Annotated in this window: 12 protein-coding genes and 1 pseudogene; 12 read left to right on the top strand and 1 reads right to left on the bottom strand. The window is 46.8% G+C overall.

The genetic code is table 11. The features are described from left to right. Nucleotide 1 precedes the first annotated feature (1 nt). The 10 genes and pseudogenes from aroA to cysM all read left to right on the top strand — a co-directional run bounded on the left by aroA (nt 2) and on the right by cysM (nt 10352). Complete coding sequence (gene aroA / locus ICV89_RS10950) at nt 2–1321, top strand: 3-phosphoshikimate 1-carboxyvinyltransferase (protein WP_251370954.1); 1320 nt, start codon at nt 2–4, stop codon at nt 1319–1321. Nucleotides 1322–1333: 12 nt separating this feature from the next. Next, entirely contained in the window at nt 1334–1996 is a 663-nt protein-coding gene (gene cmk, locus ICV89_RS10945; RefSeq protein WP_251370822.1) for a (d)CMP kinase, read from the top strand. A gap of 143 nt (nt 1997–2139) precedes the next feature. Next, nucleotides 2140–3813 (top strand): 30S ribosomal protein S1, encoded by a 1674-nt coding sequence (gene rpsA, locus ICV89_RS08330; protein ID WP_215304875.1) that lies wholly within the window; start codon nt 2140–2142, stop codon nt 3811–3813. A 51-nt stretch (nt 3814–3864) separates the two neighbouring features. Continuing rightward, nucleotides 3865–4161, top strand: a pseudogene (locus tag ICV89_RS08325) (integration host factor subunit beta); the annotation flags it as partial. A 108-nt stretch (nt 4162–4269) separates the two neighbouring features. Continuing rightward, on the top strand, nt 4270–5481 hold the full coding sequence (gene lapB / locus ICV89_RS08320) for a lipopolysaccharide assembly protein LapB (RefSeq protein WP_215308123.1): 1212 nt from the start codon (nt 4270–4272) through the stop codon (nt 5479–5481). Between the two features lie 46 nt (nt 5482–5527). Then, complete coding sequence (locus ICV89_RS08315; RefSeq protein WP_215308122.1) at nt 5528–6892, top strand: UDP-glucose/GDP-mannose dehydrogenase family protein; 1365 nt, start codon at nt 5528–5530, stop codon at nt 6890–6892. Between the two features lie 68 nt (nt 6893–6960). Beyond that, nucleotides 6961–7890: a D-glycero-beta-D-manno-heptose-7-phosphate kinase gene (gene rfaE1 / locus ICV89_RS08310; RefSeq protein WP_215308120.1), complete on the top strand. Its 930-nt coding sequence runs from the start codon at nt 6961–6963 to the stop codon at nt 7888–7890. Beyond that, the gene (rfaD, locus tag ICV89_RS08305) at nt 7887–8906 is read left to right on the top strand and encodes an ADP-glyceromanno-heptose 6-epimerase (protein ID WP_215308118.1); all 1020 of its coding nucleotides are present in this window, start codon (nt 7887–7889) and stop codon (nt 8904–8906) included. The genes rfaE1 and rfaD overlap by 4 nt, the downstream gene beginning before the upstream one ends. 97 nt (nt 8907–9003) lie before the next feature. Continuing rightward, complete coding sequence (locus ICV89_RS08300) at nt 9004–9399, top strand: helix-hairpin-helix domain-containing protein (RefSeq protein ID WP_215308116.1); 396 nt, start codon at nt 9004–9006, stop codon at nt 9397–9399. 41 nt (nt 9400–9440) lie between these two features. After that, the gene (gene cysM / locus ICV89_RS08295; protein ID WP_215308114.1) at nt 9441–10352 is read left to right on the top strand and encodes a cysteine synthase CysM; all 912 of its coding nucleotides are present in this window, start codon (nt 9441–9443) and stop codon (nt 10350–10352) included. 18 nt (nt 10353–10370) lie between these two features. On the opposite strand, the gene ICV89_RS08290 is transcribed toward cysM, so the two are convergent. Continuing rightward, nucleotides 10371–11639 (bottom strand): lytic transglycosylase domain-containing protein, encoded by a 1269-nt coding sequence (locus ICV89_RS08290; RefSeq protein WP_215308112.1) that lies wholly within the window; start codon nt 11637–11639, stop codon nt 10371–10373. An 83-nt stretch (nt 11640–11722) separates the two neighbouring features. Between ICV89_RS08290 and ICV89_RS08285 the strand changes: the two genes are divergently transcribed. Then, a complete protein-coding gene (locus ICV89_RS08285) occupies nt 11723–12643 on the top strand; it encodes a histone deacetylase family protein (RefSeq protein WP_215308110.1) in 921 nt (306 codons plus the stop codon). 48 nt (nt 12644–12691) lie between these two features. Continuing rightward, nucleotides 12692–14344: an acyl-CoA synthetase gene (locus ICV89_RS08280; RefSeq protein WP_215308109.1), complete on the top strand. Its 1653-nt coding sequence runs from the start codon at nt 12692–12694 to the stop codon at nt 14342–14344. Nucleotides 14345–14399: the final 55 nt, after the last annotated feature.

Genomic DNA, 14399 nt, shown 5'->3' with positions numbered 1-14399 from the left:
ATTGCCGGATATCAAAATTGGACCATTCAAGCGAGCGCAGGGTTCGATTGTCTTACCTGGATCAAAAAGCATTTCCAATCGTGCCCTGTTGTTGGCCGCCCTATCGTCAGGCACTACAACACTTAAAAATCTACTAGATGCTGACGATACCCAGGTGATGCGTAATGCACTTCGCCAGCTGGGTTTATCGGTAAGTGATCAAGGTGACAAAGTTTGTGTGGTTGAAGGTTGCAGCGGGAAGTTCCCGGTGCAAAATGCTGATCTCTTTATGGGTAATGCAGGTACAGCAATTCGTCCATTAACAGCGGCTCTTGCTATGCAAGGCGGTCACTACCGTTTATCTGGTGTGCCTCGTATGCATGAAAGACCCATTCGAGATTTAGTGGATGGCCTGCGCCAAGTGGGGGCAAAGATTGACTATGAATTACAAGAAGGCTATCCACCCATTAAGATCATTGCCGCTGATATTGAAATGAAAGACGTGGTGAAGGTGCGGGGCGATGTCTCAAGCCAATTCCTGACTGCCTTGTTGATGGCCTTGCCTTTAGTTGCAAAAGAGCCCGTCAAGATTGAAGTGATCGGTGAATTGATTTCTCGTCCTTATATTGACATCACGCTCAAGCTGATGGCGCGCTTTGGCGTTAAAGTAGCTTGCCCCGATGCCCAGTCGTTTGTGATTCCTGCCAAAACTTCTGAGGCGGTATATCAAAGTCCCGGAGTGCTGTCTGTTGAAGGTGACGCATCGTCTGCTTCTTACTTCTTAGCACTTGGTGCGATTGGTGGTGGACCAGTGCGCGTCTTAGGCGTTGGTAGTCAAAGTATTCAGGGTGATGTTGCTTTTGCTGATGCCTTAGCCTTAATGGGCGCGAAGATTTCGTCGGGCGAGGATTGGATTGAAGTTGCTGGCGTTCAAAATGCCAACGGCAAGCTCAATGGTATTACGATCGATTGCACAGAGATTCCGGATGCGGCGATGACCTTGGCTGTTGCCGCACTGTTTGCTGAAGGACCTACGCGCTTGAATAATATTGCGAGCTGGCGTGTGAAGGAAACTGATCGTATTGCGGCAATGGCTAAAGAATTAAAAAAGGTGGGCGCTATTGTTCAAGAGGGTGCTGATTACATCGTAGTTCAAGCGCCGCCGTCTATTTCTGATTGGAAGTCTCCGGATGAAGGTATTGATACTTATGATGACCATCGTATGGCCATGTGCTTCTCGCTAGCTGCTTTTGGTCCCAATGCTCTCAAGATCAACGATCCCAATTGCGTTGCTAAAACCTTCCCAACTTACTTTGCAGAGTTTGCAAAGATCGTCTCCTAGAAGTCGCTTTTAATGAATTTACCGCCAGTCATCGCCATTGATGGACCTACCGCTTCTGGTAAAGGTACGGTTGCCTCCCTTGTGGCCGAGAGGCTGGGCTTTCATTATTTGGACAGTGGTGCACTCTACCGACTCGTCGCTTTGGGGAGTCAAAAAGCATGTGTTGATCTTCAAAATGGCCCGGAACTGGGTATTTTGGCCAAAAAACTGGTGATTTCATTCAAAAATGGTCAAATTTTGCTCAATTCCGAAGATGTGACCGATGCCATTCGGACAGAAAGCATTGGTTTGCGTGCTTCTGCAATAGCGGTGCACCCAGAAGTCAGGCAGGCTTTAGTAGGTGTTCAGCATGGTTTTAGGCGGGCTCCGGGCTTGGTTGCTGATGGTCGCGATATGGCAAGTGTGATATTTCCCGATGCTGTTTTGAAGATTTTCCTAACAGCGACAGCCCAAGCTAGGGCTGAACGACGGTATAAGCAATTGATAGCTAAGGGAATTTCTGCTAAACTAGAGAACTTGTTGCATGATTTGCAAGAGCGCGATGCCAGAGATAGTAGTCGAGGTGCCGCTCCTTTGTTAGTCGCAGACGGCGCCAAAGTGCTAGAAACATCGGAATTATCGATAGATCAAGCAGTTAAGACGGTTTTAGATTGGTATCAATCAACAACAGCTTAGTTTTGGGTAGGTAGTAAACAGTAGTAGAAGTTGTTTTGGCGTCTTAAGAAACTCTACAACGCGATTATCTAATTGAGCGTGTTTCTTGGGGCTTTTTTAACCTAACCCGTCAGGCCTTCTGGCGGCACAAAGTGAATATATAAATGTCTGAATCATTTGCAGAACTATTTGAAGAATCATTAACCCGATCGAATATGAAGACCGGCCAAGTTATTTCGGCTGAAGTACTTCGCATCGACCATAACTTCGTCGTTGTTAACGCTGGATTGAAATCCGAAGCGTTTATTCCTGTTGAAGAATTCCATAACGACGCTGGCGAGATTGAAGTGGCTCCTGGCGATTTCGTTTCTGTTGCTATTGACGCTCTAGAGAACGGCTATGGCGACACAATCCTTTCCCGTGACAAAGCGAAACGCTTGGCATCATGGATGAACTTGGAAAAAGCGCTTGAGCAAGCTGAGATCGTTACTGGTACTGTTACCGGTAAGGTTAAAGGCGGCTTAACAGTCATGGTTAACGGTATCCGCGCATTCTTGCCTGGATCACTCGTTGACACACGCCCAATCAAAGACACCAGCCCTTACGAAGGTAAGACGATGGAGTTTAAGGTTATCAAGCTTGACCGCAAGCGTAACAACGTAGTGTTGTCACGTCGTGCAGTTGTTGAAGCTAGCCAAGGTGAAGAGCGCGCGAAGTTGATGTCTAACCTCAAGGAAGGTAGCGTTGTTCAAGGTATCGTTAAAAATATTACTGACTACGGTGCGTTCGTGGACCTCGGTGGTATTGACGGCCTCTTGCACATTACCGATTTGGCATGGCGTCGTGTACGTCACCCAAGCGAGATGTTGACTGTTGGTCAAGAAGTTACCGCGAAGATTTTGAAGTTCGATCAAGAGAAGAACCGTGTTTCACTCGGCGTGAAACAGCTTGGTGATGATCCATGGGTTGGTATCGCTCGTCGTTACCCACCAAATACCCGTTTATTCGGTAAGGTAACTAACCTGACTGACTACGGCGCATTCGTAGAAATCGAATCTGGTATCGAAGGTTTGGTACATGTTTCTGAGATGGACTGGACTAATAAGAACGTTGCTCCAAGTAAAGCTACTGCACTAGGAACCGAAGTTGAAGTGATGGTTCTGGATATTGATGAAGACAAGCGTCGTATCAGCTTGGGCATCAAGCAGTGCAAAGCAAACCCATGGGAAGAGTTTTCACGTGGCCAACAAAAAGGCGACAAGTTGACTGGTGCAATCAAGTCTATTACTGACTTTGGTGTGTTCATTGGTTTGCCCGGCGGTATCGATGGTTTGGTTCACCTCTCAGACATTTCTTGGAATGAGCCTGGCGAAGAAGCTGTTAAGAAATACAAAAAAGGCGACGAAGTGGAAGCTACTGTATTGGCTATTGATGTTGAGAAAGAGCGTATCTCTCTTGGTATCAAACAGTTGTCTGGTGACCCATTCAATAACTACACATCCGTAAGCGACAAGGGTAGCCTTGTAACTGGTACTGTGAAGGCTGTTGATGCTAAGGGTGCAACCATTCACTTGGCTGATGAAGTTGAAGCTTACTTACGTGCTTCTGAGATTTCAACAGATCGCGTTGAAGATGCACGTAATGTTTTGAAAGAAGGCGATAGCGTAACTGCAATGATCATCAACATTGATCGCAAGTCACGTGCCATCAATCTTTCAATCAAAGCTAAAGACAGCTCTGACCAACAAGATGCTATGAGCAAGCTCCAAGGTGATGCGCAGTCTGGCACAACCAACTTGGGCGCCTTGTTAAAAGCAAAGATGGACAATCAAGGCTAAATCAATATCGCCGTCCTCCACCAGGAGGGCGGCGGTTTTTTATTGATAGATATGTCAGATCAAGAGCAACAAGCAATTACTCGTTCCGAGCTCGTGGAGAGTTTGGCGGAGCAGTTTCCCCAGCTACTACCAAGAGATGTGGAGTTAGCTGTAAAAACTTTGCTAGACACGATGACTCACGCATTAGCCGAAGGCAAGCGGATTGAGTTGCGTGGTGTTGGTAGTTTTGTTTTGCATCATCGTCCTGCGCGTACTGGTCGAAACCCAAAATCTGGTGAGAAAGTATTGATCCCAGAAAAGCGTGTGCCCCATTTCAAGCCAGGTAAAGAATTACGTGAGCGTGTTGATTACAAGCCTCTGAAGCAGGTGAGCCCTAAAGAGGGTTCTGGTGCCTAGTCACATAGCGCATATCCAGTGGTCCATTCGGACCATTTTTTTATTTAAGTTCTGCACGAAATGATTCAGATTGCTACCTCCTGGCTGCTGTTAATACCAGTTATGTTTGGCATTGGTTGGTTAGCTAGTCGTTGGGATTTACGCCTTGAAAATCGCATGGATGAGCGAGAGCGGATGCGTCAGCAGCGTTCAACCTTTAAAGGATTAAGTCTCTTATTAAATGAGCAGCCTGATCAGGCAATTGAAACCTTGGTCAAGATCGCTCAGCTTGATCCCGAAACAATCGATCTTCACTTTGCTTTAGGTAATTTATTCCGTCGCCGTGGCGAAACTGAGCGTGCAATTCGAGTTCACCAGCATCTGGCTAATCGCGATGACTTAAAGCCGCGTGATCGAGATCATGCTGCCTATGAATTAGGGCGCGATTTTCTACGTGCCGGTCTATTAGATCGCGCTGAAGCATCATTAAATCGCGTAGGTGAAGGTAAGTTTGCTGCCCCAGCAAAAGAGAGTTTGCTCGAGATGTATCAAATTGAGCGGGACTGGAAAAAAGCCATCATTGCGGCTAGCGAACTCGAGGCTTTACAAGGAAAATCACATCACACCGAGATCGCGCAGTTTCATTGTGAGCTTGGTCAAGAAGCATTGCGTCGGAAAGATTTACCAGCAGTTGAGCAATCCATTCAATTGGCATTACAAGCGGTTCCGCATCATGCACGCGCACTCATTCTGCAGGGTGATTATTTGATAGCTATGGATCGACCAGCCCAGGCAATCGAGGTATGGGCGGTGATCGCTAAAACGCATCCTGCCTATATGCATCTTCTCGCAGATCGGTGGATGGCAGCACATACTGTGCTAAATAAAGCGGAGGAAGGTTTAAGTGCGCTTTGCGAGTTATTAAAAACCCAGGCATCTGGTGAGTTGCTCGACATTGTGCAAAAGCATATGACCCACATTCGTGGAGCTCAAGCAGCTGAAGTGATGCTGGTTGAGGTGATGCAGCACTCACCAAGCTTAAGCGCTCTCTCGAAATTAGCGGAAACACGTTTAACATTGGCTGAGAGCAATGGTACGCCAGAGCGCGTATCTGATTTACAGGCAACACTTAATTTATTAAAGCAACGTACCACCAGTTTGGCTCGCTACACTTGTGGTAACTGTGGTTTCCGTGCGCGTCGTTTTTACTGGCAGTGCCCGGGCTGTAATCACTGGGAGGCTTACTCCCCAAGACGTAGTGAGGGATCCGTTCCTAGCGGCCCTTCAATGTAGTCTGATTTGTAATGAATGAACTAATACTGAATTACTTGGAGATATTTTGAAAGTCACCATCATCGGCAGCGGTTACGTTGGTCTTGTTACTGGCGCATGCTTAGCAGAGCAGGGCAATAATGTCTTTTGTGTGGATGTAGATCCTAAAAAGATTGAGATCCTTAATTCTGGCGGCGTGCCTATTTATGAGCCAGGTTTAAAAGAGATGATTGAGCGCAATCGCGCTGCTGGTCGCCTGCAGTTTTCTACTGATATTGCCGCTTCCGTAGCGCATGGTGATATTCAATTTATTGCTGTTGGAACACCTCCTGATGAGGATGGCTCTGCTGATTTGCAATACGTTGTAGCGGCTGCTCGCAATATTGGTCGCCATATGACCAGTGCTAAGGTGATCGTTGATAAATCCACTGTTCCAGTGGGCACCGCTGACAAAGTATCTGCTGCCATCAGCGAGGAGTTGACCAAAAGAAGCCTCTCACCAGAACTGTGTTCCGTAGTCTCTAATCCAGAATTCCTTAAAGAGGGCGCAGCGGTAGAAGACTTTATGCGTCCAGATCGCATTGTGATCGGTACACAAAATACCCCAGCAGGCCTGCGTGCTAAAGAGCAAATGCGCAAACTCTATGCTCCATTTAATCGCCACCATGAGCGCACCTATTACATGGATGTGAAGAGTGCTGAACTGACTAAATACGCAGCCAATGCGATGTTGGCGACTCGTATCTCCTTCATGAATGAGCTAGCCAATCTTGCTGATTTAGTCGGCGCTGATATTGAAGCAGTGCGTCAAGGTATTGGCTCAGACTCGCGTATTGGTTATGGATTTTTGTACTCCGGTACAGGTTATGGCGGTTCTTGCTTTCCGAAAGACGTCTCAGCCCTATCAAAGACTGCGATTGAGTATGGTCGCGATCTGAAGATTCTAGATGCTGTCGAAGCGGTAAACGAAGCTCAAAAATATATCTTGGTAGAAAAAATTGAAAAACGCTTTGGTTCTGACCTGAAGGGTAAGAAGTTCGCTATGTGGGGCTTAGCATTTAAACCGAATACCGACGATATGCGCGAAGCACCAAGCCGAGTCATCATCCAGGAGCTGGTTAAACGTGGCGCTCAAGTTGTCGCTCATGACCCAGTAGCGATGCCAGAAACTAAGCATTGCCTCGAGATAGACTTCAAAGCTAACCCAGAAGGTCTCAAGCAAGTGACTTTGGTAGATGATCCAATGGCGGCTATCCAAGATGCTGATGCTCTTGTCATCGTGACCGAGTGGAAGGCCTTCCGAAGCCCAGATTTTGATCTGCTTAAAGCTAAACTGAAAAATCCCATTATCTTTGATGGCCGTAATCTGTATGAGCCCCAAGCTATGCAAGAATTAGGTATTGAGTACCAAGGCATTGGTCGTCATAATTAATTACCAGTAAAAAAGAATCCATTAGAAAGATTCGAAAGATTAGAAAGATTAGGGGGATTAGTTACATCGTGGAAAAAGCTAACCGAGAACAGTTTTCTAAAGCCCGCCTATTGGTGGTGGGTGATGTCATGCTTGATCGCTATTGGTTTGGTGATACGAATCGGATTTCTCCTGAGGCACCAGTGCCAGTTGTTCAAGTAGGCAAGATTGATGAGCGTTTAGGTGGTGCTGCCAACGTGGCTCGTAACGTTGCGGCTCTTGGTGCGAAGACAACAATTTTGGGTGTGATTGGTGATGATGAGCCAGGACGACGCGTTACTGATCTCCTGAAATCCAGTGGTGTTAACAGTCAATTAGAGATTGATAGCAAAGTGCCGACTACTGTGAAGTTGCGGGTCATTGCAAGACAGCAGCAACTCATTCGCTTGGATTTCGAGGAGGCCCCTAGTGAGGCAGCTTTAGCTCACAAGTTGGAGCGTTACGAGAAGTTGCTTGGTGATGCTGACGTGGTCATTTTGTCTGACTATGGTAAAGGCGCCTTAGGTCAAGTAGCTTTGATGATTGAGCAGGCACGTGCTCAAAAGAAAATGATCCTAGTCGATCCTAAGGGTGATGATTATGCTAAGTATCGCGGTGCCACTGTACTGACGCCTAACCGAAGCGAGCTGCGTCAAGTAGTTGGTAAGTGGGCCAATGAAGATGATCTAACTAAGAAAGCACAAGATCTCAGAAAGTCATTAAACCTCGAGGCGCTTCTCCTCACCCGTTCCGAGGAGGGCATGAGCTTATTTACCGATGCGGGCGTGAGTCATGTGAAGGCACAGGCGCGCGAAGTGTTTGATGTATCAGGTGCGGGTGATACCGTTATTGGAACGTTAGCAGTGGCATTGGCAGCTGGCTGGCCACTGGAAAGAGCGATGGCTTTAGCTAATCGGGCTGGTGGTATTGTGGTTGGTAAGTTAGGTACAGCCACCGTTACTTCTGAGGAATTGCAATGACGATTATCGTGACCGGCGCAGCTGGGTTTATTGGCGCTAATATTGTTCAAGCGCTCAATGCCCGTGGCGAGAAAAATATTATTGCAGTCGATGATTTGCGCCCAGCCGATAAGTATCGCAATCTTGCGGATTTAGACATTATTGATTACCTAGATAAAGACGAGTTCCTAGAGGCATTTAGAGGTGGTCGCTTTGGTAAAGTAAGGGCAGTCTTTCATGAAGGGGCTTGTTCCGACACGATGGAGACTGATGGCATCTTCATGATGGCGAATAATTTCCGATACACCATGGATTTACTCGATATCTGCACAGAACAAAAAGTGCAACTACTCTACGCCTCTTCAGCGGCGACCTATGGTGGTTCTGATGTATTTATAGAGAGTCGTGAGCATGAAAAGCCACTGAACATTTATGGCTACTCCAAGTTCTTATTTGATCAAGTGATGCGCAAGCGCTTTTCTGAAAAAGCCAATACTGCCCAGGTCGTTGGTTTCCGCTACTTCAATGTTTATGGTCCACGTGAATCACACAAGGGTCGTATGGCTTCAGTGGCATTCCACCAGTATCACCAGTACAAATTGAATGGCAAAGTTAAGCTGTTTGGTGAGTATGGTGGCTATGGTGCTGGTGAGCAAAGTCGTGATTTTGTATCAGTTGAAGACGTAGTGAAGGTGAACCTATATTTCTTGGATCATCCAGAAATCAGCGGTATCTTTAATCTCGGCAGTGGCCGCGCACAACCATTTAATGATGTTGCGCATGCAGTTGCCAATGCTATGCGAAAAATCGATAAAGCTAACCCTGCCAGCCTAGAAGAGTTGGTCAAAGAAAAGGCGATTGAGTACATTCCATTCCCGGATGCGCTCAAAGGAAAGTACCAGTGCTTTACACAAGCAGATTTAACTAAGCTGCGTGCGGCTGGATACTCAGAACCCTTCCTTAATGTGGAGCAGGGTGTCGGTCGTTATATTGCCTGGTTATCAGCTAATGCGGATTTCTTGGCAAGTCCACTCTAGCAAGCTAAAAGCAGTCAACCGACTAAATCTTGATTCGTTGTAACTAATCCACTTGCACTTTGTGTAGGTGGATTTTTTATTAACTAATGGAGATTAAATGAGTCAATTATTAAAGTCTTTAGTATTTTCAGTATTTGTAGCTGTCTCAAGTTTAGCTGCCGCCTCGCCAATTAATGTCAATACCGCTACTCAGTCTGAGCTTGAGAGTATTAAGGGGATTGGACCCTCTAAAGCCAAGACAATTATTGCTGAGCGCTTAGACGGTGGACACTTTCAGGATGCCAATGACCTGCAAAAGCGTGTTCGTGGAATTGGTATGAAATCTGTGGAAAAGATGGTGGATAACGGCTTAACTATCGAGGCGCCAAGTTCTTTTCGTGAGCCACATGGTCGCACCAATAAAGAGGGCTCCAAGACTAGCAGACGTGGCTCACGCGGTCAAAGTGGTTCTCGCCATCATACGGATCGTACGGAACCAAGTCGCCGAAATTAAGCCCTTTTACGTCTAGCCTAGCTTATGGCTAAAATGGTTTCATGAACACAACTTCTTACTTAACTATTTCTCAGACCGTGGGTAATACACCCCTAGTTCGTTTGCAACGTATTCCTGGTGCTGAAAACGATTCCAAAAATAATCTGATCTTAGGAAAGTTGGAGGGTAACAATCCAGCGGGGTCGGTTAAAGACCGACCTGCGCTGTCGATGATCCTACGCGCACAAGAGCGCGGCGAAATTAAACCTGGTGATACGCTGATTGAGGCTACTAGCGGCAACACTGGTATTGCTTTAGCAATGACTGCTGCGATGTTGGGCTACAAGATGGTTTTAGTGATGCCTGAGAACCAGAGTATTGAGCGTCGACAAAGTATGGCTGCCTATGGAGCGGAACTCATTCTGACGGCAGCCTCTGGTGGCATGGAGTTTGCGCGTGACTATGCATTGCAATTACAGAAGGAGGGTCGCGGTAGATTGTTAGATCAATTTGCGAATCCTGATAACCCACGTGCTCACATTGAGACGACTGGCCCAGAAATCTGGCGTGATACCGACGGCCAGGTGACGCACTTTGTCTCATCGATGGGTACCACTGGAACCATTACCGGAGTCTCTACTTACTTAAAAACGATGAACCCCAATATTCAGATTATTGGCGCTCAACCTGAAGAGGGTTCGCAAATTCCAGGTATTCGTAAATGGGCTCCAGAGTATCTGCCTAAGATTTACCAAGGTGATAAGGTTGATCGTATTGAGTATGTCAGCCAAGCAGATGCTGAAGAGATGGCTCGTCGCCTTGCGGCTGAAGAGGGTATCTTTTGTGGCATTTCTGCGGGCGGTGCTTTAGTGGTTGCCTTGCGAATCGCCCGCCAGGTTGAAAATGCCACGATTGTCTTTATCGTCTGTGACCGCGGTGATCGCTATCTATCTACTGGGGTTTTTCCAGCTTAAGATATTTAAACCACAGAATTAAGTCTGCTTCGGTTTTTTCTTATTAGCAGTTTTCTTGGATTTAGATTTAGCTGGTTCGCTTGCCTTTGTTTCAGACTTTGCTTTAGGTGTGCTGACCGCCACCACGCTTTGATTCTTGTAACCCAAGGCTTCAGCAAACTCTGCAACACTTTGTGCATAAAAGTAACTGCGGTTGTATTGCACAATCGTCAAGAAATTATTTAAGCCCACTACGTAGCGAACCTGATCGTTATCATCTTTGTCTGGATAGGGGAGATCAACAATGAGCGCTTTGCTTTGGGGCTCAACGCCACCTGCTTGAAGGTCGCCTTGCTCTTCAGTGAGGATACCTTTAGTGATGAGTTCTTGAACAGAGTATTTGAGTTGTGGCTCACCATCAGCCAGAGCTCTTGCTTCGCTAATTGCCCTCTCTTGTACAGGGAAGTAAATCGGCATACCAGCTTGCCAACCATGTTTTTTCATAAAATTGGCAACGCTAGCAATGGCGTCTTTGGGACTTTGCTTAAGGTCAATCCGACCATCTCCATCGCCATCCACTGCAAAGTTACGGATGCTGCCAGGCATAAATTGCGGTAAACCAATGGCACCTGCATAGGAGCTGTTTTGATTAAGGCAGGCATTAAAGCGTGCCGAGTTCATCCCTTGACTACTGTTCCTCGCGGGGAGGCTAGCACCGCTCTCAGTCCAGCACATGAGGATGAGTTCTTGAAGCTGATCTTTAAAGAGTTGCTCTCTGCTCGCTTTATTGGGGGTATCGGGATAGCTGAAGGCTAGCGTAGAAAGCACATCCTTTACTCGAAAATTTCCGGTTTGACGGCCATAGATGGTTTCAATTCCAATAATGGACACAATGACTTCAGCCGGAACGCCAGATTCTTGCTCAACCTTACTAAGGAATACTTGGTTTTGTTCCCAAAAAGCCTTGCCAGCCTTCAGGCGAAAAGGCTCAATAAAGCGCTTGCGATAGGCTACCCAATTCTTTTTAAAGCTGCCCGATGGGGGTAACACCAATTTTCGAATGGACGGAATCGTTTTAGCATCTGAGAAGCCTGATTCAAGGCTTGCCTGAGGGATTCCTTGGGTTTGAGCAATTTGAGCGATTAATTGGTTGAGGTTTTGGCTAAAACGGGCTTCTGTCGCATCATCCTCAGACTGGTTTACGATAGTCTCTGTAGGGCTAACTTGCTGAACACGTGTGCTGGAGCAGGCGCTAAGTAATAGTGCTATTAATAGTGTTGAAGCAAGATAGGAGAAGCGAAAATTCATGGATATGAGGATGGGTTTTTGAAGAGTTGGCAAATTTAATTAGATTATAAAAACTACAGTATTGCTATTGAGGATTTCTAGTAATGACAACAGGATACATAACTCATCCAGATTTTCTAAAACATGAGATGGGCAGCCATCATCCTGAGTGCCCGGAGCGGATTCAGGCAATCAATGATCAGTTAATTCGTAGTGGTATCGATCGCTTTCTGCATCACCTAGATGCTCCCTTGGCAACTGAAGAACAACTAGAGTTAGTGCATAGCCCAGATCACATTGCTTTTGTAAAAGAGCGTTCACCAGCGAGCGGTTACTTTATGCTCGATGGTGACACCATTATGAACCCCCATACTTGGAGTGCTGCATTACGTGCAGCCGGTGCTGCCATTGCGGGTGTTGATGCGGTAATGAAGGGTGAAGTTGAAAATGTATTTTGTGCGGTTCGCCCTCCGGGGCACCATGCAGAGCCAACCCGCTCAATGGGATTTTGTGTCTTTGATAATGTTGCTGTTGCTGCGCGTTACGCTATGGAAGAGTACGGTATTGCACGGGTAGCCATTATTGATTTTGATGTGCATCACGGCAATGGGACTGAAGCAGCATTTTTTAATGACCCCAATGTGCTCATGTGCAGTTTCTTTCAACATCCGTTTTATCCCTATAGCGGATTAGACGGGGCAAACAATATGGTGAATGTTCCCTTGCCAGCGTCTACTCGAGGAGATGTGGTCCGCTCGATCGTCGAAGAGCAATGGTTGCCACGTCTAAGGGATTTTGAGCCAGAACTCATCATTATCTCTGCAGGCTTTGATGCTCACCGTGAGGATGATTTAGGGCAAATGGGTTTAGTGGAAGACGACTATGCGTGGATTACTAAGCAGCTTAAAGGGATTGCAAATCAATACGCTCAAGGCCGTATCGTTAGCTGTCTCGAGGGTGGCTATAACCTTTCCGCCCTAGGTCGTAGCGTGGTGGCGCACGTCAAAGCGCTTGCTGATATTTAAGCGAAGTCTGCAATCTAGAATCAAAAAAGATCAATATTCAAGGAATACATGGCTAATATTTTTGAGCAGGGTTTGGAGCGTAACCCAGCAAACTTCACCCCGATCACACCGCTATTGTTTCTTGAGCGAACTGCCGAAGTATATCCAGATCGCTTGGCAATCATTCATGGCAAATTACGTCAGACCTGGAGTCAGACGTATGAGCGTTGTCGTCGCTTAGCAAGCGCCTTGCAAAAGCAGGGCATTGGCTTGGGTGATACTGTAGCTGTCATGTTGCCCAATACGCCACCAATGGTTGAGGCGCATTTTGGGATTCCGATGTCTGGGGCAGTATTAAATGCCTTAAATACTCGCCTTGATCCCGAGTCCATAGCTTTTATGCTCAATCATGGTGAAGCAAAAGTCGTGATCGTAGATCCCGAGTTTTCGGGGGTGATGAAAAAAGCGCTTGAGATAGCCAAGAAAGCAAGTGGTCGCGAGTTTCTAGTGATTGATATCGAGGAAAAAGAGTTTGATGTTCCTGGTGAAAAGCTCGGCAAACTCTCGTATGAAAAGTTCTTGTCTGAAGGCGACCCTCAATTCGCTTGGCAAGTCCCTGCAGATGAATGGCAAGCTATTTGCTTGAACTACACCTCGGGTACTACTGGTAATCCAAAGGGGGTGGTGTATCACCATCGTGGCGCAGCGATCAATGCTATCTCGAATATTTTGGACTGGGATATTAGTAAGCACCCCACCTATCTCTGGACACTACCGATGTTCCATTGCAATGGGTGGTGCTTTCCGTGGACGGTAGCGGCACGCGCCGGCATTAATGTTTGCCTACGTCGCGTGGATGCGCAACATATATTTGCCGCTATTAAAGATCACGGTGTCACCCATTACTGCGCCGCTCCAATTGTGCATAACCTATTGGTTAATGCTCCTGACGAATTAAAAGCAGGAGTTCCGGCAGGCGTCAAAGGCTTAATTGCAGGCGCTGCACCTCCTGCATCCATCATTGAGGGAATGGAACAACTGGGCTTTGACCTAACGCATGTCTATGGATTAACGGAGACCTACGGACCAGCAGCGGTATGTGTCAAGCAAGATGAATGGAATGACCTTGATATTGGTGAGAGGGCTCGCCTCAATGCGCGACAAGGTGTTCGGTATCACCTGCAGCAGGCGATTGCCGTTCTTAATTCTGAAACTCTCGAGCCTGTTCCTGCTGATGGCGAAACGATGGGTGAGATTATGTTTAAGGGCAATATTGCCATGAAGGGCTACCTTAAAAATGAGAAGGCAAGTAAAGAGGCTTTTGAGGGTGGTTGGTTTCATTCAGGTGATTTGGCAGTCATGAACCCCGACGGCTATGTGAAGATGAAGGATCGTAGCAAAGACATCATCATCTCTGGCGGCGAAAATATTTCTTCCGTGGAGGTTGAAGATGTTCTTTATCGCCACCCAGCTGTTATGGCTGCTGCAGTGGTTGCGAAGCCAGACCCTAAGTGGGGAGAAACGCCTTGCGCTTTCTTGGAAATTAAGCCTGGAATGGAGGTTACACCCGCTGACATCATTGCCCATTGCAAGCAGCATCTAGCTGGCTTTAAGGTGCCCAAAGCCATTGTATTTTGTGAGTTACCCAAGACCTCTACTGGCAAGATTCAGAAGTTCGAACTTCGCAAGCAGGCGGGCTCGGCTTCAGCAATCGATGTCTAGCTCTAATTGGGGCTAGGCGGATAAAATAGAAAAGTTACTCAAAAATAGAGATCCA

It is taken from the genome of Polynucleobacter sp. Adler-ghost, assembly GCF_018688495.1.
GTDB lineage: Bacteria > Pseudomonadota > Gammaproteobacteria > Burkholderiales > Burkholderiaceae > Polynucleobacter.
This window is presented reverse-complemented; position numbering and strand designations above follow the sequence as displayed.

Bases quoted from the DNA above. Each gene is read 5' to 3' on its own strand.
- cmk (WP_251370822.1), top strand. From the start codon at position 1,334: ATGAATTTACCGCCAGTCATCGCCATTGATGGACCTACCGCTTCTGGT.
- rpsA (WP_215304875.1), top strand. From the start codon at position 2,140: ATGTCTGAATCATTTGCAGAACTATTTGAAGAATCATTAACCCGATCG.
- lapB (WP_215308123.1), top strand. From the start codon at position 4,270: ATGATTCAGATTGCTACCTCCTGGCTGCTGTTAATACCAGTTATGTTT.
- rfaD (WP_215308118.1), top strand. From the start codon at position 7,887: ATGACGATTATCGTGACCGGCGCAGCTGGGTTTATTGGCGCTAATATT.
- ICV89_RS08300 (WP_215308116.1), top strand. From the start codon at position 9,004: ATGAGTCAATTATTAAAGTCTTTAGTATTTTCAGTATTTGTAGCTGTC.
- cysM (WP_215308114.1), top strand. From the start codon at position 9,441: ATGAACACAACTTCTTACTTAACTATTTCTCAGACCGTGGGTAATACA.
- ICV89_RS08290 (WP_215308112.1), bottom strand. From the start codon at position 11,639: ATGAATTTTCGCTTCTCCTATCTTGCTTCAACACTATTAATAGCACTA.
- ICV89_RS08285 (WP_215308110.1), top strand. From the start codon at position 11,723: ATGACAACAGGATACATAACTCATCCAGATTTTCTAAAACATGAGATG.
- ICV89_RS08280 (WP_215308109.1), top strand. From the start codon at position 12,692: ATGGCTAATATTTTTGAGCAGGGTTTGGAGCGTAACCCAGCAAACTTC.